The organism is Janthinobacterium algoris, from assembly GCF_051380935.1.
GTDB lineage: Bacteria > Pseudomonadota > Gammaproteobacteria > Burkholderiales > Burkholderiaceae_D > Janthinobacterium.
In genome coordinates this window covers 1-16,993 of the sequence record NZ_JBNYXZ010000014.1, presented here as the reverse complement: position 1 = coordinate 16,993, position 16,993 = coordinate 1, and the positions used below count along the sequence as shown (strand labels likewise).

The following is a 16,993-nucleotide window of genomic DNA, read 5'->3' as shown; positions in this document are numbered from 1 at the left end:
GGCTACGTGGCCGGTTCCACCGTCACCCAGTAACGCGTGCGGCTGCGCACCTGCACCGGCAGCGAGTTGGGCAGCATGTTCAGGATGCGCTGGGTATCGGCCAGCGGGAACACGCCCGACAGGCGCAGTTGGGCCACTGCCGGCGCGCAGTCGATCACGCCGGGGCGGTAACGGGCCAGGTCGGCCAGGAAATCGCCCAGGGTCACGTCGTCGACGATCAGTTGCCCGCGCGACCAGGCGTCCGCATACGCATCGATGGCGTGCGGCGCGTCCGGCGCATGACGGGAAAATGCCGCGCCGCGGCCGGCCGTCAGCAGCAAAGGCGCGCCAGCACCGTCGCGCGGACGGATTTCAACGACGCTTTCAAACACCTCCACGGTGCTGTAGCCATCCTGCTGGCGCACGGCAAAGCGCGTGCCCAGCGCGCGCACCCGGCCTTCGCGCGTGGCCACCACCAGCGGCGCGTCGCTGCCGATGCCGCGGCCGCTGGTGACAAGGATTTCGCCAGCCAGCAACTCAATCAGGCGACGGCTGCCATCGAAACGCACGTTTGCGGCCGATGCCGTATTCAGGCGGAGCACACTGCCATCGTCCAGCACCACCTCGCGCCGTTCGCCCGTGGCCGTGCGGTAGTCGGCGCGCAGGGCGCGCACACCATCCCAGGCGCCCGTCTGCGCGGCCAGCAAGCCGCCGCCAACCGCCACGCCCAGCCACGCCAGCAGCTGGCGCCGCTTGCCATTGACGGCTTGCTGCTGCGTGCCAGCCAGCGCCTGCGCGGCCGCACCGCCGTGCAAGCCCTTGAACCGCTGCGACACCGCGTCGATATGCTGCCAGGCCCGCTCATGCTCGGGGTCCAGCGCGCGCCAGTGCTGCCAGGCGGCGTGTTCCGCTTCGCTGGCCTCGTCCGACATCAGCACGGTCAGCCACTCGGCCGCCTGCTGCTGCACTTCCTCGTCGATGGCTGCCGGAGCCGTAGGTTCTGCCACCGTGTTCATGCCGACAGGGAGAAAAACACCTGGCGGTTGGCACGCGTCAAATATTGCTTGACCGAGCTGGCCGACACGTTCAGGCGCGCGGCGATCTCGGCATAGCTGAGGCCTTCCAGCTGCGCCAGCAAAAACGCCGTACGCACGGGTGTCGGCAAGCCGTCGAGGGCCGCATCGATTTCCTGCAAGGCTTCCAGCGCCAGCAAACGTGCTTCCGGCGCGGGCGCCGCCTCGGGCGGCAGACAAGCCAGCGCCTCCAGGTAGGCGTCTTCCAGCACTTGCCGGCGGTAGCGGTGCGCCACCAGGCGCCGCGCGATGGTGGCGAGAAAAGGCCGCGCTTCGCGGATCTGCGGCGGCGTGCCGTTGGTCAGCACGCTGATAAAGGTATCTTGCGCCAGGTCCGCCGCTTCGCCCGCATTGCCCAGCTTATGCCGCAGCCATCCCTGCAGCCAGCCGTGATGGCTGCTGTAGAGTGAGTGCAGGTCTTGTTGCTGTGCAAAATCGGCGGCCGACATGGCATCCCTTTCCGCTCAGGCGTGCGGCGCCTGAGAATGTAAATAAGAATTATTCTCATTTTAACTGCGCAATGCCTTTCATGCAATCGCGGCATTGACAGAAATACCAACTAATTCAAAAGCGGGCCAACCGCCAGGCGATGCAGCGCAGGACCGCCTGCCACCCGCGATGGGGTAAAATGACGCCCATCGTCCGGTTTGCGCCGCCCACTCCCAAGCTTTCATTGCAGGTTCATCATGCTAGATAATCTCACCCAACGGCTTGCCAAAGTCGTCAAGACCATGCGCGGCGAGGCGCGCCTGACCGAAGCGAACACCGCCGACATGCTGCGCGAAGTGCGCCTGGCGCTGCTCGAAGCCGACGTCGCCCTGCCCGCCGTGCGCGAATTCATCGCCAAAGTCAAAGAAAAAGCCATGGGCGAGGATGTCATTTCCTCGCTCACGCCAGGCCAGGCCCTGGTCGGCGTGGTGCAGCGCGAGCTGGCTGCCCTGATGGGCGCCGACCTGGGACCGGAAGCGTCGCAGATCAGCTTTGCCCAGCAGCCGCCCGCCATCATCCTGATGGCCGGTCTGCAGGGTGTGGGTAAGACCACCACCGTCGGCAAGCTGGCGAAATACCTGAAGGAAGAAAAGAAGAAGAAAGTGCTGACCGTCTCGGCCGACGTCTACCGTCCCGCCGCGATCGCGCAGTTGCAATCGGTCACCGCCCAGGTGGGCGCCGACTTCTTCCCGTCTTCCAGCACAGACAAGCCGGTCGATATCGCCCTGGCCGCGCTGGATTGGGCGAAAAAACACTACCACGACGTATTGATCATCGATACTGCGGGCCGCCTGGGTATCGACGAAGAGATGATGCGCGAAATCGCCGCCGTCCACAGCGCCGTGAAACCGATCGAAACCCTGTTTGTCGTCGACGCCATGCTGGGCCAGGATGCCATCAACACGGCGAAAGCCTTCAACGATGCGCTGCCGCTGACCGGTATCGTGCTGACCAAGCTCGATGGCGACGCGCGCGGTGGTGCGGCCCTGTCGGTGCGCCACATCACGGGTAAACCGATCAAGTTTGCCGGTGTCTCGGAAAAACTCGACGGCCTGGAAGCGTTCGATCCGACCCGCATGGCCAACCGCATCCTGGGCATGGGCGACATCCTCGCGCTGGTGGAAGAGGCGCGCAAGGGCGTCGACAGCAAGGCAGCGGCCGACCTGGCGCAAAAAATCAAGGTCGGCGGCAAGTTCGACATGAACGACTTCAAGGCGCAGCTTGGCCAAATGAAGAAAATGGGCGGCATGGCCAACCTGATGGACAAGCTGCCGGCGCAGTTCCAGCAGGCGGCAGGCGGAAAGAACATGGATCAAGCCGATAAACAGGTGCGCCGCATGTGCGGCATCATCGATTCGATGACGCCGCAGGAGCGCGCCAAGCCTGAACTGATCAAGGCCACGCGCAAGCGCCGCATCGCCGCCGGCGCCGGCGTGCAAGTGCAGGAAGTCAACCGCATGCTGACGCAATTCGAGCAAATGCAGACGATGATGAAGAAATTGTCGGGCGGCGGCATGATGAAGATGATGCGCTCCATGAAGGGCATGATGCCTGGGATGAGGTAAGGCTTCAAAATCCGCGATGAGGAAAGGCTTCAAAATCCGCTGCGCGGTGGTCTTTGCGGCCGGCGATGCTCAGCGCACTAGAGTGCGCTTGCGCTTCTCGGCCACAAATCATCCCCGCTCGCTGTGATTTTGAAGGCCTTTTTTACGCCGCGTATCCAAGCGCAATACGCTGAAAACACTGTTATAAAATCATGCCGGATTGCATTTTCATGCGTCCGGTATCGTTTCTTCCCTGCCCCGCAGCGCCCCTCCCCGCATAGCCAGCAACCATGCCCTTCACGGGCAAAAACGCCGTTCTGCGCCCCCAAGCGGTGCGCCCGGGCGACAGCATCGCCATTTCCCTGCTTTTTCCTCTTGAAAACGTGAAAAACACTTGCATACAAGGTAAATCCACACCAATATTAGCCGTGCGATTAATTGCGCAATTTCCCATGTGTTTGTTAAGGAGGCTCGAAGATGGCAACAGCCAAAAAAACCCCAGTAGCAGCGCCAGCCAAAGCAGCAGCAGCAGCCAAGCCTGCAGCCGCCAAGAAAGCAGCACCCGCAGCCAAAGCAGCAGCTAAACCAGCAGCGGCGAAGAAAGCGGCAGCACCGGCAACACCACGCAAGCCAAACGCAGCATTCATGAAAGCAATGACGCCATCGAAAGAGCTGGCCGCCGTTGTTGGCGCAGCACCACTGCCGCGCACGGAAGTGACCAAAAAGGTATGGGATTACATCAAAAAACTCGATTTGCAAGATCCGGCCAACCGCCGCATGATCAATGCGGACGACAAGCTGAAAGCTGTTTTCGGCGGCAAAGCCCAAGTCTCCATGTTTGAAATGACGAAACTGATCTCCGATCATTTGAAATAATCAGATACGCACAGGGCGTTCCGCGCCGTGTGCGTGCCCCGCCGCATCACTGCGAGCGGGGCATTTTTTTGCTTGCCCATCACCCGGCCGGTTTGAATTCCCACTGGCGCCACGCGGCGCGCACTGCATTCGGATACTCGGCCCGCCCCCGGCTGCCGTTATACCGCCCCAGCGCCAAGTATAAATCGCCTCGTTCCATATCCAGGTACATGCGCAAGATCGCGCAGCCATAGCGCAGATTTGTCTGCATGTGGAACAGCTTGCTGCGGTCGCTGTCGCCGATGACGCCCGTCCAGAACGGCATCACCTGCATGTAGCCGCGTGCGCCGGCCAGCGAGACGGCATATTTGCGGTAGGCCGACTCCACCTGGATCAAGCCCAAGACCAGGGCCGGCTCCAGCCCCGCGCGACGCGCTTCGTACCATACCGTTTCCAGGAATTCCGTGCGCAACTGCGCGTCCGGCAGCTTGCGCTGCAGGCGCGTGGACATCTGCGCCAGCCATTGCTGGTAGCGCTGCAAGTCGGCGGACGTGGCAAATTTGGGCTGCGGCGGGCGTTCGTCGCGGATCGCGTGCGACAGGGCCAGGCGCACGGAGTCGGCCAGCGCCTCCTCTTTCTGGTTACCGGCCTGCGCCGGGAAAGCGCTGGCAAGGCAGGCGGCCAGCGCGAGCGCGCCAGCCGTTTTACTTACCGATATGCGCTTCACTGCGCCATTTTGCCCTGGATGAAGGCGACGATCTCGTCCGGCGCCACGCCGGTGGCTTCCACGTCGCGGCGGCCCTGGTATTCCAGCTTGCCTTCTTTCAAGCCGCGCTCGCCGATGACGATGCGGTGCGGCACGCCGATCAGTTCCCAGTCGGCAAACATGGCGCCAGGACGCAGGCCGCGGTCATCGACGATGACATCCACGCCAGCGCCTTGCAGGGCCGCGTACAGCTTCTCCGTCTCTTCCTTGACCAGTTCGCTGCGGTCCATGCCCATCGGGCACAGCACGACCTCGAATGGCGCAATCGACGCTGGCCAGATGATGCCCTTGTCATCGAAGTTCTGTTCGATGGCGGCGCCCAGGATGCGCGTCACGCCGATGCCGTAGCAACCCATCTGCAGCGGCGCAGGCTTGCCGTTTTCGTCGAGGAAGGTGGCTTTCATGCTTTCCGAGTACGCCGTGCCCAGCTGGAACACGTGGCCCACTTCGATGCCGCGCTCGATGGCCAGCAGGCCTTGGCCGTCCGGCGAAGCGTCGCCGGCGACGACATTGCGCAAGTCGGCCACGATGGCTGCCTCGGCCACGTCGCGGCCCCAGTTGGCGCCCTTGTAGTGGAAACCGGCCTCATTCGCGCCGCAAACGAAGTCGCTCATATAAGCGACCGTGCGGTCCGCCACCACGGTGACGGGCGCTTTGGTGCCGATCGGGCCCAGGTAGCCGGGAATCGTGCCGTAGATTTCCAGGATTTCCGCTTCGGTCGAGAAACGGTGACCGGCCAGGCCGGCAACCTTGCCTACCTTGATGTCGTTCAATTCATGGTCGCCGCGCAGCAGCAGCATGAAATGCTGTTTCGTGACTTTCTCGTCCTTGCCCGTGGTTTCCACCGTCAGGGCGATGGTTTTCACGGTCTGCGACAAATCAATACCTAACAGGGCAGCCACGGTTTCGCACTTGACGGTGTCCGGCGTGGCCGTTTTGGTCAGTGCCTGGGCGGCGGCAGGACGCTCGCCCGCTGGCGGCAGCGCTTCGGCCGCTTCCATGTTGGCGGCGTAGTCGGACGTCGGGCAATACACGAGCGCGTCTTCACCCGTGTGGGCGATGACGTGGAATTCATGCGAACCGGAACCGCCGATGGCGCCGTTGTCGGCGGCCACGGCGCGGAATTGCAGGCCAAAACGCGTGAAGATGCGCGTGTAGGCGTCAAACATGACCTTGTACGACGCTTGCATGCCGGCCAGGTCGCGGTCGAAGGAATAGGCGTCCTTCATGGTGAATTCGCGGCCGCGCATCAGGCCGAAGCGGGGACGGCGCTCGTCGCGGAACTTGGTCTGGATATGATAAAAGTTCAGCGGCAACTGGCGGTAGGACTTGATTTCCGTGCGCACGACGTCGGTGATGACTTCTTCCGATGTCGGCTGGATCGCGTATTCGCGGCCGTGGCGGTCTTTCACGCGCATCAGTTCGTCACCCATCTTGGTCCAGCGGCCCGTCTCCTGCCACAGTTCGGCTGGCTGCACGAGCGGCATCAGCAGTTCGATGCCGGCGGCTTTGTTCATCTCGTCACGGATGATGGCTTCCACCTTGCGGATCACGCGCAAGCCCATCGGCATGTAGGTATAAATGCCGGAACCGAGGCGTTTGATCATGCCTGCACGCATCATCAATTGGTGGCTGACGATTTCCGCGTCAGAAGGTGCATCTTTAAGTGTGGAAATAAAAAAACGGGAGGCGCGCATAACGGTGAATTCTTTTTAAAAAGAGAGGGTTATAATCAACCTAATTTTAAAGGATTAGCTGGCTGATGCGTCCATACTTTACACAAATGCGCTCAATTGGTGCGATTCCGGCGCTTTTCGCACCCCGAAAAGGTCACCGGCTTGCGAAGTTGTGGGTAATTATGTAAAAAAGGACGCACTGTCGCAGAAAGTTTGAGGTGCATTATGCTCGACCGTGAAGGGTTTCGGCCCAACGTCGGCATCATCCTGCTAAACGCCCAGAACGAGGTGTGGTGGGGCAAGCGGGTGCGCGAGCACTCATGGCAGTTTCCGCAAGGCGGTATCAAATATGGCGAAACACCGGAACAAGCCATGTTTCGCGAACTTGAAGAGGAAATCGGACTCAGACAGGAACACGTCAAAATTGTCGGCCGCACCCGCGACTGGCTGCGCTATGAAGTGCCAGACCACTTCATCAAGCGCGAGATTCGCGGCCATTACCGTGGCCAGAAGCAGATTTGGTTTCTGCTGAGAATGTGCGCGCGCGATAACGACGTCAATCTGCGCCTGACCGACCATCCCGAGTTCGACGCCTGGCGCTGGCATGAATATTGGGTCCCGCTCGATGTCGTGATTGAATTTAAACGCGATGTGTACCAGCGCGCCTTGCAGGAGCTGTCCCGCTTCCTGACCTGGCCCGTGCATGGCAATGCACAGCAAGCGCACCGCCATACCTCGCGCTACCTGCGCCAACCCCACGCGCCACGCGCGCAGGATGGCGCGGCACTGGCCCGGCCTTGCGACGGCATTGCCGCCGAAGGATGTACGCCGGAGCTGATCTTGCCGGGCAAGGGGTAATCCGCCGCAATGAATGCAATTTCCCACGCAAAAGGGGCAGCCTGACCAGGCTGCCCCTTTTTTCATGCCGGCAGGAACACCCTGCCGGACCAGTCAACTTACTTGGCCGCAGGCGCTGGTGCTGGCGGTACATCCAGGGTGATCGCTTTCAAACCCAGGATATTGCTGCTGTAGTGGCGGATCTTGTTGGCCAGGGCTGGGTCGCTGTTCAGCTTTTGACCATACGAGGGTACCATTTCCACCATCTTGGCTTGCCATTCCGGTGTCGCCAGGCGGCTCTTGAAGGCCGTTTGCAGCACCTTGATCATGATAGGCGGCGCGGTCGAGGCACCGGGCGAGGCGCCCAGCAAGGCAACGATGCTGCCATCGGCGGCACCGACGACTTCCGTGCCGAACTGCAGCAAGCCGCCTTTGACAGGGTCATCCTTGACGATCTGCACGCGCTGGCCAGCGTTTTGCAGGGTCCAGTCTTCCATCTTGGCGTTTGGCAAGTATTCACGCAGGGTTTTCAAACGGTCTTCCGGCGTGTTCATGACCTGTTCAATCAGGTATTTCGTCAGTGGAATATTGTCGTAGCCAGCTTGCAGCATCGGTTTCACATTGCCCGTACCGATCGAGGCAGGCAAGTCGATCCACGAACCGTTTTTCAAGAACTTGGTCGAGAAGGTGGCAAACGGGCCAAACAGCAGGGCTTTCTTGCCATCGATGATGCGCGTATCGAGATGCGGCACGGACATCGGCGGCGAACCGACGGATGCCTTGCCGTAGACCTTGGCCGCATGCGCCGCCACCAGTTGCGGATTGGTGGTGACCAGCCATTGGCCGCCCACCGGCACGCCGCCGTAGCCCTTGGCTTCAGGAATGCCCGATTTTTCCAGCAGCGGCAGCGAACCGCCACCGGCGCCGATGAAGACGAACTTGGCGCGCACGGTTTTTTCCTTGCCGGCGTTCAAGTCTTTCACCGTCACATTCCACACGCCATCGGCGCCGCGCTGGATGTCTTCCACCTGGTGGCGCAGGTGCAGGACCATGCCATGGCTGTCCGTCAGGTAGCTTACCAGGCCGCGCGTGAGGTTGCCGAAATTGACGTCGGTACCGATTTCCATGCGCGTCGCGGCCACTTTCTGCCCCTTGTCGCGGCCTTGCATGACCAGCGGCGCCCATTGCGCGATCTGCGCCTGGTCTTCCGAGTACAGCATGCCCTTGAACAAGTTTTGCTTTTGCAGCGCCTCATAGCGCTTGTGCAAGAAAGCAATATTGGCGTCGCCCCAGACAAAGGCCATGTGCGGCACATTGTTGATGAAGGTTTGCGGTGCGCCCAAGTGCTTGTTGGCTACCTGATAAGCCCAGAACTGCTTGGAAATTTCGAATTGCTCGTTGATGTCGACGGCTTTCTTGGTCTCGATGCTGCCGTCGGCCGCTTCCGGCGTGTAGTTCAGTTCGGCAAATGCCGAATGGCCCGTGCCCGCGTTGTTCATCGCGTCCGAGCTTTCGGCGGCCACGGCATCGAGGCGCTCAACCATTTCCATCGTCAGCGAGGGATCGAGTTCCTTGAGCATGCTGCCCAGGGTGGCGCTCATGGTGCCGGCGCCGATCAGCAGCACGTCGACCGGTTTTTCGGACGAGGCCGGAGGGGTCTTGTCACATGCCGCCAGGATCAGGCACGACATCAAAAGTAATAGCGATTTACGCATATGTAACTCCGTTTATGAATACTGAAGGATGATTCTTGCGCGCCACCGTGGCGGCAGCATCGCGGCTATCGGCTGATCTGACGAAAGACAGCCAGCACTCCGGCGCCGAGACGGCCGGACAGGTCAATGTCGATGGTGATAGGCATGCTGCCGCGCTCCGGGATAAGCCAGGAGCGAGATCTGGTGGCAAAGGTGCAGGCAATGGACAGCGCGGACTGCGTTGTCGGCTGAAAAACCGGCAATAAAATCGCCGTCATGTCCAGTGCAAATATCAAGAGCGGCGATTTTATCACCGTTATTTGGCACCGCCAGGCTGCGGCGGTAGTGGATAATACTTACTGCAGGGTATTAAATGACGGTGACTATCAGGTCATGAAAGCGGGCGCCAGACGGCAAAAAGGGCATCCTCGATGCCCTTTGCGTATGTACGCGGTACAATGCCGGCTGCCCTTTAGCCATAGTTCTTCAGCCATGTTCAACCCCTCTTCCGACGATGTGCGCCGCTTCTTTTGCGACACTTTGCGCAAGCACCGCGCCCATGACATCCTCACGCCGATGGAAGCCATCGCGCTCGACTGGATTCTCGAACACCCCGAGTATGAAAACGAGCTCTCCGATGTCGAAGCGGCACTGGCGCGCGACTATTCCGTCGAAGGCGGACAAGCCAATCCCTTCCTGCACCTGTCCATGCATCTGTCGATCACAGAGCAGGTGCAGGTGGACCAGCCGCGCGGCATCCGCCCGGCCGTGCAGCAACTGACGCAACGCCTCGATTCGGCCCATGCAGCCCAGCACGAAGTGATGGAATGCCTGGGCCAGATGATCTGGGCTTCGCAGCGCTCGGGCTTGCCGCCCGATACGGATGCGTATATCGATTGCGTCCGCCGCCGCTAACATGGCTACACTGCCGAAGGCTGCAGTACAGCTGCCTTCGGCGCCTTGCACAACAACCCCAGCACCACCTGCAACGCCATGGCGACGGCGCCGACGATGAAGACCACGTCGCCGAAGGTGCGTATCCAGCGCAGGTTCTGCAACAGCGGCTGCTGCATGAACTCCTCGCTACGCGCATACCACAGGCCTTCCGTCACGCTGGCATGGAATTGGATGATGCCAATCGGCAGCAAGCTGGTAAAGATCATCAGCACCAGGCCCGCGTTCAAGCCCCAGAACGCCGTCTTCATCAACGCAGGGCTGAAGCGGTAGTCGGGCCGCAGGTAACGCAGCACCAGCAAGGTAAAGCCCAGCGCCAGGAAGCCGTACACGCCGAACAGCGCCGCATGCGCATGCACGGGAGTCGTGTTGAGGCCCTGGATGTAGTACAGCGCCACGGGTGGGTTGATCATAAAGCCCAGCACACCCGCGCCCAGCATATTCCAGAAGGCGACGGCGACAAAGCACATCATGGGCCAGCGTAACTGCTCCATCCATGGCGCACGCTCCTTCAGGCGCCAGTTTTCCCACGCTTCATGCCCCAGCACGATCAGCGGCACCACTTCCAGCGCGCTGAAACTGGCGCCGATGGCCATCACGGGCGTTGTAGTGCCCGCAAAGTACAGGTGGTGGAAGGTACCGGGTATGCCGCCCAACATGAACAGCGAGGCCGACGCCAGGCTGGCCGCCGTGGCCATGCGCACCGACACCAGGCCCAGGGTCGAGAAGATGAAGGCCAGCGCCGTGGTGGCGAAGACTTCGAAGAAGCCTTCCACCCACAGGTGCACCACCCACCAGCGCCAATACTCCATCACCGACAGATGCGTGCGTTCGCCGTAGAACAGGCCGGCACCATAGAACAGGCCGATGGCGCCGACGGACGCAGTCAGCAGCGCCAGCAGGTTCTTGTCGCCGCCCGGCTTGCGCAGGGCCGGCACCACGCCGCGCAGCATCAACACCAGCCACAGCAGGATGCCCACGTATTTTCCGATCTGCCACAAGCGTCCCAGGTCCACATATTCATAACCTTGGTGACCGAGCCAGAAGTTCCATTCGGGCGGCATCACTTGCGCAATCGCCAGGTAGTTGCCGATAAACGAGCCGACGACGACCGCGACCAGGGCCCAGAACAGCACATCGATGCCCAGACGCTGCCACTTGGGGTCCTTGCCGCCATTGATCAAGGGCGCCAGGAACAGGCCGGCGGCCAGGAAGCCCGTGGCGATCCAGAACAGCGCGGCCTGGATATGCCAGGTGCGCGTGAGCGCATACGGGAACCAGCGCGAGACGTCGATGCCGTAGAACTGCTGTCCTTCCACCGTGTAATGCGCCGTAAAGCCGCCGATGAAGACCTGGAAGATGAACAGCGCCACGACCAGGAACAGATATTTTCCCAGTCCGCGCTGCGAAGGCGTCAGCGCGAAAGTGGTGAGCGGATCGCGCGGACCGGGGGCCGGCAGCGCTTCGTCGTGGTTGCGCAAAAAGGCCCAGCCCCAGACCAGGAAGCCTACGCCGGCCAGCAGCACCACCACGCTGGCGACCGACCAGACGAGGTTCTCGCCGCTGGGCTGGTTGCCAATCAACGGTTCATGCGGCCAGTTGTTCGTGTAGGTCACTTTCTGGCCCGGACGCTCGGTGGCGGCGGCCCATGCCGTCCAGAAGAAGAACTGCGTCATCTGCGCGCGTCGCGCGGCGCTGGGCAGGGTATTTTCCTTCATGGCGAAATGCTCGCGGCTGGCGTGCAGCGCGGGCGCATCGGAAAACAGCTGGTCGTAATAGTGCGCCGTGTTGGCGATGGCTTGCACGCGGCGCGGCGACAGGCGCAGCACTTGTGCATCATCGACGCGGTTGCCGCGGTATTCCATCTTGAGCGCTTCGCGCAGCGCCGCCTGCGCGGGGCCGTCGAGCGCCGCGTATGCCTTGCCATGCTGCTCTTGCGCAGCCAGCTCCAGCCAGGCCGTCAGTTCGCGGTGCAGCCAGTCGGCCGTCCAGTCGGGCGCCTGGTAGGCGCCGTGGCCCCAGATGGAGCCCAGCTGCATGCCGCCGACCGATTGCCAGGCCGTCTGGCCATCGAGGATGCCCTCGCGGTCGAACAGCTGCCGGCCATCCTGCGCCAGCACTTGCGCGGGGATGGGCGGCGCCTGCCGGTAAACTTCGACGCCGTAGTAGCCGAGTAGCGAAAACGTCACGATCAGCACACCGATCAGGGTGAACCAGAGTTTTTTGTAGGGACCCATGGGTCTTTCCTTTGTCAGTGCACCACGGCCGGCGCAAAGCGCTCGAACAGGATATTGTTTTCAGTATGGATGTGCGCCATCAGGTCTGCACGGAAGGTGCGCAAGCCCGTGTACAGCGCGCGCCAAGTGGTGCAGGCGCCAGCCGGCGCGGTGATATCGTTCGTCATTGCCTCCATGGCGCGCAAGGCCACGCCATGGTCGTCATGCTCCATGCGCATCACGTTGATGGGCGCGCCGGCCCGGGGGCCCTGGCCGCGCACGATCATCGGGAACAGCACGTCTTCTTCCTTGCGCATATGGCTTTCCAGCTCCTGCGCCATGGCCGACAGGTGTTCCGCCAGCCCGTGCGGACAGTCGGCGCGGTCGCCATGCACCTGCTCGACCTTGCGCGCCAGGCGTATCAGCTCGGGCAGCTGCTCGCGGTGCACGGCGTGGTAACGCGCCAAGAGGTGCTCCACCAGCTCGGTGGCCGAGGCGTCCTGCCAGTCACGCTCGCCGCTGGTATCTGCGCGCTCTGCCAGCAGCCGCAGTTCCGCGACGATGGGCGCCGTATCCACGCCGGCCGCTTCGGCCGCCGCGCGCAGGGTCTTGTTGCCGCCGCAGCAGAAATCCAGGCGGTGCGCATCGAACAGGCGCGTGGCGCCGGGGATGCGGCGGGCCAGCTGGCCCAGGGATAGCTCGATCATTTCCATAACAGTTCCTTGAGGATGAATAGGTAGATTTATTGCACCGCGCCCGCGTGGTAGACGCCGGGCACGGGTTCTCCAGTCACTTCAAGCACGCCCACGGCGCCCTTGCCGGCGCGCGACAGCGCATGGTCGACCAGCAGATAGCTGCCCGGGTGCTGCACCTTGAGTTCGACGATGGTCGCCCCGCCCGGTGCCACGAGGGTGGTTTGCACGTCGTGTTTCGGGCTGCTGATGGAGCCTTCGCTATATACCTTGTCGAAGATCTCGCCGATGATGTGGAAGGACGAAATCTTGTTCGGGCCACCGACGCCGAAATAGATGCGCACCGTCTCGCCGACTTTCGCCTGCAATTTGTGCGTCTTGCTCAGGGCGCCCACTTCGCCGTTGAAGACGTAGTAATCGGGCAGTTCATTGGCCATCTTTTCCAGGTTCGGTTCCTGGTGCACGGGCGCGCCGTGCGGACGGCCCGTGTACATCTCGCCCTGCATCACGTAATACTCGCGGTCCACTTTTGACAGGCCGCCTTCCGGTTCGACCAGGATCATGCCGTACATGCCGGCCGCGATATGCTGCGGCACCAAGGGCGTGGCACAGTGATACACGTACAGGCCAGGATTGAGCGCCTTGAAGGTGACTGTTTTTTCCTGACCCGGCGCCACCTGCGTGTGTTGTCCGCCGCCATGGCCGCCCGTCACGGCGTGCAGGTCGATCGAGTGGATCATCTTGCTGTCTTTGGCGTTGAACAGGGTCAGTTCCACCGTGTCGCCCACCTTCGCGCGCAGCATCGGGCCGGGCACCTGGCGATTGAAAGTCCAATACGTAAAACTGGTGCCGTCATCGAGCTTGCCCGGCAATTCCACCGTCTCCATGCGGTACTTCAAGGTTTGCGGCGCGCGCGCGCCGATGGCGGCGGGTACCTGCGCCGGGTTGGCGGCCACGCTGACGGCCGAGGGATCGGGGCCGCGCATCGGCGACGGCGCGGGCGTGTACAGGGCCAGTGCCGCAGCCTGGCTGGACTCGTTGGCAGCGGAGCCGGCGCCAGCAGCCTTCGGAGCTGCGGCTTCGGCCAGCGAAGTGCCGCTCACTTCCAGCTTGCCTTCCATGCCGATCTGGCGGTGGCCGGGAATCGAGCAGTAATAGGTGAACGTGCCGGCGCGCGTGACCGTGAAGCGCACTGTGGTGCTGCCGCTATTGGCGCTGAATTTGCTTGAGGCCACGTTGAGCTGCGGGATCAGCAGGTCGTGCTCGGCGCCTTCGCCGCTTTTCAGCACGAGTTCCACCGTGTCACCCACCTTGGCTGTCAGCACGGGATTGACCTGGCCCTTGGCGTCGATGAATACCATCTTGCCGTCAACGATATTGGTTTGCAGTTCATAGCGTTTGACCGCGGCGGTGGCGGGTTTGGTGACAGTGGCGGCAGCACTGGCCGGCAGGCTCGCCTGGGCTTGCACGGACAGGGGCATGGCCAGGACGCAGACGGCGGCGGCAATGGCGCGGAGGGAGGGAGTCGTTTTCATCAAGCTTTCCTTGGTCTTGTATGCCGGTTCGGCACTCTTACCTACGCAAACGACGTGCCAGGGAAAACTTGTTTTAAATCAACGATTTGAAAAATACAGGGTCGTTATGACCCTTGTTTGCCGTGGTTCCATGTACCCTGCATGGTACTTATGACCACCACTGCTATCCACCTATTGCTACTCACCGACCTGGTCGCCAACCTGCCCGTGGCCGTGCGCCTGCAGCGCCTGGTTGGCAGCCTGCGCGCGCACTTCGGCTGCGAGGCCGTGGCCTTGCTCAAGCTCGATGGCGAGCACCTGCGCCCCGTGGCGATGGCCGGCCTGGCCAGCGACGCGCTGGGACGCCGCTTCGCCATCGCCGACCATCCGCGCCTGGCCGCCATCCTGCAACGGCGCGGCGTGCTGTGCTTCCATCACGACAGTTCCCTGCCCGATCCCTACGATGGTCTGATCGCCGAACGGGCCGGCGAGCCCTTGCCCGTGCACGACTGCATGGGCATGGCGCTCGACCTGGAAGGCGAACGCTGGGGCGTGATCACGCTCGACGCCCTGCAGGTGGGCACCTTCGACGCGCGCGCGCAGCGCGACCTGGGCGAGCTGGCCTGCGCCATCGAGGCGGCCGTGCGCGTGACCCGCCTGGAAACGGAAATCCGCGCCCTGCGCCTGTCGGGCGGCGCCATGCTGGCCGATGCGCAAGCGCCGCGCGAGGAACACGATTTTGTCGGCCAGAGCAGAGCCATCACGCAGTTGCTGCATGAATTGCAGGTGGTGGCCGAATCGGACTTGCCCGTGCTGCTGCTGGGCGAAACGGGTGTCGGCAAGGAACTATGCGCACACCGCCTGCACCGCCTGTCACGCCGCGCCGGCAAGCCGCTGATCCACGTCAATTGCGCAGCCTTGCCGGAATCCCTGGCCGAGAGCGAATTGTTCGGCCATGTACGCGGCGCGTTTTCCGGCGCCGTCAGCGACCGGCCAGGCCGATTCGAAGCGGCCGAAGGGGGCACGCTGTTTCTCGATGAAGTGGGCGAGTTGCCGCTGTCGATACAGGCCAAGCTGCTGCGTACCCTGCAAAATGGCGAAATTCAGCGCCTGGGCGCGGACCGGCCACGCCGGGTCAACGTGCGCGTGATCGCCGCCACCAACCGCAGCTTGCGCGAGCATGTGCGCGACGGCACGTTCCGCGCCGACCTGTATCACCGTTTATCGGTCTATCCCGTGCCGATTCCGCCGCTGCGCGAGCGGGGCAATGACGTGCTGCTGCTGGCCGGCGGTTTCCTTGAGCTCAACCGTGCGCGCCTGGGGCTGCGCAGCCTGCGCCTATCGGCCGCCGCCGAAAACGCGCTCTGCCACTACCGCTGGCCCGGCAACGTGCGCGAACTCGAACATGTGATCAGCCGGGCCGCGCTGAAAGCCGTCATCCGCGGCGCGAACCGCAAGGACATCGTGACCCTGGAAACGGATATGCTCGATCTCGATGCGCTGGAAGCGCCGGCGGGCACAGACGCGCTACTGCCAGCGCCGGCCACATGCGGCACGCCGGCGGCGCCGCTGCTATCCATGCATCAGATCGTGGAAGCGAGCCAGCGCCAGGCCATCCGGCAAGCGCTGGTCCTGCATCAGGATAATTGGGCCGCCGCGGCGCGCCATCTGGGGCTGGACGCCAGCAATTTGCACAAGCTGGCGCGCCGCGTCGGGCTGAAAGCCTGACGCGGCGATGCAACTCAGCGGTGAATCACCAGGGTCGTCGGCAGGCTGTGGAAGTAGGCGGCCAGGTCCTTGATGTCCTGGTTGCTCAGCGGTTTTACCTGGCCTGTCATGATGGCGTTATTGCGGCCATTGGCCTTGTCGCCGCGTTTATACGCCGTCAAGGCGTGTTCCAGGTAATCCTTGTGCTGGCCCGCCAGTTTTGGGTACGACGGGTCGATGGGCGAGCCGTAATCCTTGCCGTGGCAGGTGGCGCAGCTGTATTTTTCGGCCAGGGCCTTGCCCGTGTTGATATTGCCGGCGGCGCTGGCGCCGAACGAGACGGTGACACAAACGAGGGCGGCGAGTAGTGTTTTCATCGGGCTGATCCTCAGTTCGGCTTGGCTTGTTGCGCATAATACGCGGCGACATCGGCGATATCCTGGTCCGACAGGCTGCTGGCAATGCCCTTCATGCTAGGGTGCTTGCGATCGCCCTTCTTGTAGGCTTGCAGCGCATTTTCGATATATTTTGCCGGCTGGCCACCGATCATCGGTACCTGGAACACTTCGGGGAAGGTCGCCTTGTAACCGGGAATGCCGTGGCAACCGATACACATTTCCACCTTGGCAGTCGCTGCCTTGGCGTTTCCTACAATGTCAGCCGCTGTGACGGCATTTGCTATGCCGGCAAGCACGAGAAGTGCAAATATTTTTTTCATAGTGGCAAAGTGAACAGAGGTAATCGGAGAAACGCCAGAGCTGGTTTTTATTGATTTTATGTATTGACAATTAAGGTTGACAATTAATCTGCTGCTTGCCGATTCTAGCCAAGATATTCTTGCAAGTCCACCTATAAAACCCGCATTGTAGGCAGGCGGGCACAGGCAGGGCGATTGCATGAAGCATCAAGTCGGTAAGCCCAAGACCTTGGCAAGATAGTCGGCACTCCAGCCAGCTTTTAAGCGTTTGGTAGCGATGCCGACCTTGGTCGACTTTTC

At 62.1% G+C, this 16,993-nt stretch carries 17 protein-coding genes; 5 read left to right on the top strand and 12 right to left on the bottom strand.

The window, feature by feature from the left end:
• Positions 1-2 precede the first annotated feature (2 nt).
• Together ACQ4W7_RS19890 and ACQ4W7_RS19885 are read right to left on the bottom strand one after the other, a co-directional pair.
• On the bottom strand, positions 3-995 hold the full coding sequence (locus tag ACQ4W7_RS19890) for a FecR domain-containing protein (RefSeq protein WP_436532696.1): 993 nt from the start codon (positions 993-995) through the stop codon (positions 3-5).
• Entirely contained in the window at positions 992-1,501 is a 510-nt protein-coding gene (locus tag ACQ4W7_RS19885) for a sigma-70 family RNA polymerase sigma factor (protein WP_426072026.1), read from the bottom strand. The genes ACQ4W7_RS19890 and ACQ4W7_RS19885 overlap by 4 nt, the downstream gene beginning before the upstream one ends.
• A gap of 237 nt (positions 1,502-1,738) precedes the next feature.
• On the opposite strand from ACQ4W7_RS19885, the gene ffh reads away from it, so the two are divergent.
• A complete protein-coding gene (gene ffh / locus ACQ4W7_RS19880) occupies positions 1,739-3,106 on the top strand; it encodes a signal recognition particle protein (RefSeq protein ID WP_010401368.1) in 1,368 nt (455 codons plus the stop codon).
• A 181-nt stretch (positions 3,107-3,287) separates the two neighbouring features.
• Here the strand turns inward: ffh and ACQ4W7_RS19875 are convergent, their stop codons facing one another.
• A complete protein-coding gene (locus ACQ4W7_RS19875) occupies positions 3,288-3,485 on the bottom strand; it encodes a hypothetical protein (RefSeq protein WP_426072025.1) in 198 nt (65 codons plus the stop codon).
• 77 nt (positions 3,486-3,562) lie between these two features.
• Between ACQ4W7_RS19875 and ACQ4W7_RS19870 the strand changes: the two genes are divergently transcribed.
• Positions 3,563-3,961 (top strand): SWIB/MDM2 domain-containing protein, encoded by a 399-nt coding sequence (locus tag ACQ4W7_RS19870; RefSeq protein ID WP_099376516.1) that lies wholly within the window; start codon positions 3,563-3,565, stop codon positions 3,959-3,961.
• A 79-nt stretch (positions 3,962-4,040) separates the two neighbouring features.
• On the opposite strand, the gene ACQ4W7_RS19865 is transcribed toward ACQ4W7_RS19870, so the two are convergent.
• Positions 4,041-4,667: a lytic transglycosylase domain-containing protein gene (locus ACQ4W7_RS19865; RefSeq protein WP_426072024.1), complete on the bottom strand. Its 627-nt coding sequence runs from the start codon at positions 4,665-4,667 to the stop codon at positions 4,041-4,043.
• A complete protein-coding gene (locus tag ACQ4W7_RS19860; RefSeq protein WP_436532693.1) occupies positions 4,664-6,403 on the bottom strand; it encodes a proline--tRNA ligase in 1,740 nt (579 codons plus the stop codon). Before ACQ4W7_RS19860 ends, ACQ4W7_RS19865 begins: the two co-directional genes overlap by 4 nt.
• A gap of 204 nt (positions 6,404-6,607) precedes the next feature.
• Here ACQ4W7_RS19860 and ACQ4W7_RS19855 point away from each other — a divergent pair, with 204 nt between their 5' ends.
• The gene (locus ACQ4W7_RS19855; protein WP_436532691.1) at positions 6,608-7,240 is read left to right on the top strand and encodes an RNA pyrophosphohydrolase; all 633 of its coding nucleotides are present in this window, start codon (positions 6,608-6,610) and stop codon (positions 7,238-7,240) included.
• Between the two features lie 98 nt (positions 7,241-7,338).
• Here ACQ4W7_RS19855 and mqo read toward each other — a convergent pair whose 3' ends face one another.
• Positions 7,339-8,934, bottom strand: a complete 1,596-nt coding sequence (gene mqo / locus ACQ4W7_RS19850; protein WP_436532689.1) for a malate dehydrogenase (quinone) — start codon at positions 8,932-8,934, stop codon at positions 7,339-7,341.
• A 65-nt stretch (positions 8,935-8,999) separates the two neighbouring features.
• Positions 9,000-9,191 (bottom strand): hypothetical protein, encoded by a 192-nt coding sequence (locus ACQ4W7_RS19845; protein ID WP_436532687.1) that lies wholly within the window; start codon positions 9,189-9,191, stop codon positions 9,000-9,002.
• Positions 9,192-9,357: 166 nt separating this feature from the next.
• Between ACQ4W7_RS19845 and ACQ4W7_RS19840 the strand changes: the two genes are divergently transcribed.
• A complete protein-coding gene (locus ACQ4W7_RS19840) occupies positions 9,358-9,828 on the top strand; it encodes a DUF1841 family protein (protein WP_426072019.1) in 471 nt (156 codons plus the stop codon).
• 5 nt (positions 9,829-9,833) lie between these two features.
• Here the strand turns inward: ACQ4W7_RS19840 and ACQ4W7_RS19835 are convergent, their stop codons facing one another.
• The 3 genes from ACQ4W7_RS19835 to nirK are packed head-to-tail and all read right to left on the bottom strand — an operon-like array spanning position 9,834 to position 14,310.
• Positions 9,834-12,104, bottom strand: a complete 2,271-nt coding sequence (locus ACQ4W7_RS19835) for a nitric-oxide reductase large subunit (RefSeq protein WP_426072018.1) — start codon at positions 12,102-12,104, stop codon at positions 9,834-9,836.
• Positions 12,105-12,118: 14 nt separating this feature from the next.
• Positions 12,119-12,796, bottom strand: a complete 678-nt coding sequence (ytfE, locus tag ACQ4W7_RS19830) for an iron-sulfur cluster repair protein YtfE (RefSeq protein WP_353659987.1) — start codon at positions 12,794-12,796, stop codon at positions 12,119-12,121.
• A gap of 29 nt (positions 12,797-12,825) precedes the next feature.
• Positions 12,826-14,310, bottom strand: a complete 1,485-nt coding sequence (nirK, locus tag ACQ4W7_RS19825) for a copper-containing nitrite reductase (protein WP_426072016.1) — start codon at positions 14,308-14,310, stop codon at positions 12,826-12,828.
• A 150-nt stretch (positions 14,311-14,460) separates the two neighbouring features.
• Between nirK and norR the strand changes: the two genes are divergently transcribed.
• Positions 14,461-16,017, top strand: coding sequence for a nitric oxide reductase transcriptional regulator NorR (norR, locus tag ACQ4W7_RS19820; protein ID WP_436532684.1), 1,557 nt, complete (start codon positions 14,461-14,463; stop codon positions 16,015-16,017).
• A gap of 14 nt (positions 16,018-16,031) precedes the next feature.
• Here the strand turns inward: norR and ACQ4W7_RS19815 are convergent, their stop codons facing one another.
• Both ACQ4W7_RS19815 and ACQ4W7_RS19810 read right to left on the bottom strand, forming a co-directional pair.
• Positions 16,032-16,373 carry a c-type cytochrome gene (locus ACQ4W7_RS19815; RefSeq protein WP_436532682.1) on the bottom strand — a complete coding sequence of 114 codons (342 nt, stop codon included), beginning with the start codon at positions 16,371-16,373 and terminating at the stop codon, positions 16,032-16,034.
• A gap of 11 nt (positions 16,374-16,384) precedes the next feature.
• On the bottom strand, positions 16,385-16,714 hold the full coding sequence (locus tag ACQ4W7_RS19810) for a c-type cytochrome (protein WP_092796428.1): 330 nt from the start codon (positions 16,712-16,714) through the stop codon (positions 16,385-16,387).
• Positions 16,715-16,993: the final 279 nt, after the last annotated feature.

What these genes read in the sequence shown, in the direction of transcription:
- norR (WP_436532684.1), top strand. Translation starts at nt 14,461, where the DNA reads ATGACCACCACTGCTATCCACCTATTGCTACTCACCGACCTGGTCGCC.
- ffh (WP_010401368.1), top strand. Translation starts at nt 1,739, where the DNA reads ATGCTAGATAATCTCACCCAACGGCTTGCCAAAGTCGTCAAGACCATG.
- ACQ4W7_RS19860 (WP_436532693.1), bottom strand. Translation starts at nt 6,403, where the DNA reads ATGCGCGCCTCCCGTTTTTTTATTTCCACACTTAAAGATGCACCTTCT.
- ACQ4W7_RS19870 (WP_099376516.1), top strand. Translation starts at nt 3,563, where the DNA reads ATGGCAACAGCCAAAAAAACCCCAGTAGCAGCGCCAGCCAAAGCAGCA.
- ytfE (WP_353659987.1), bottom strand. Translation starts at nt 12,796, where the DNA reads ATGGAAATGATCGAGCTATCCCTGGGCCAGCTGGCCCGCCGCATCCCC.
- ACQ4W7_RS19855 (WP_436532691.1), top strand. Translation starts at nt 6,608, where the DNA reads ATGCTCGACCGTGAAGGGTTTCGGCCCAACGTCGGCATCATCCTGCTA.
- ACQ4W7_RS19810 (WP_092796428.1), bottom strand. Translation starts at nt 16,714, where the DNA reads ATGAAAAAAATATTTGCACTTCTCGTGCTTGCCGGCATAGCAAATGCC.
- ACQ4W7_RS19815 (WP_436532682.1), bottom strand. Translation starts at nt 16,373, where the DNA reads ATGAAAACACTACTCGCCGCCCTCGTTTGTGTCACCGTCTCGTTCGGC.
- ACQ4W7_RS19840 (WP_426072019.1), top strand. Translation starts at nt 9,358, where the DNA reads ATGTACGCGGTACAATGCCGGCTGCCCTTTAGCCATAGTTCTTCAGCC.
- ACQ4W7_RS19845 (WP_436532687.1), bottom strand. Translation starts at nt 9,191, where the DNA reads ATGACGGCGATTTTATTGCCGGTTTTTCAGCCGACAACGCAGTCCGCG.
- ACQ4W7_RS19890 (WP_436532696.1), bottom strand. Translation starts at nt 995, where the DNA reads ATGAACACGGTGGCAGAACCTACGGCTCCGGCAGCCATCGACGAGGAA.
- ACQ4W7_RS19875 (WP_426072025.1), bottom strand. Translation starts at nt 3,485, where the DNA reads ATGCAAGTGTTTTTCACGTTTTCAAGAGGAAAAAGCAGGGAAATGGCG.
- nirK (WP_426072016.1), bottom strand. Translation starts at nt 14,310, where the DNA reads ATGAAAACGACTCCCTCCCTCCGCGCCATTGCCGCCGCCGTCTGCGTC.
- ACQ4W7_RS19835 (WP_426072018.1), bottom strand. Translation starts at nt 12,104, where the DNA reads ATGGGTCCCTACAAAAAACTCTGGTTCACCCTGATCGGTGTGCTGATC.
- mqo (WP_436532689.1), bottom strand. Translation starts at nt 8,934, where the DNA reads ATGCGTAAATCGCTATTACTTTTGATGTCGTGCCTGATCCTGGCGGCA.
- ACQ4W7_RS19885 (WP_426072026.1), bottom strand. Translation starts at nt 1,501, where the DNA reads ATGTCGGCCGCCGATTTTGCACAGCAACAAGACCTGCACTCACTCTAC.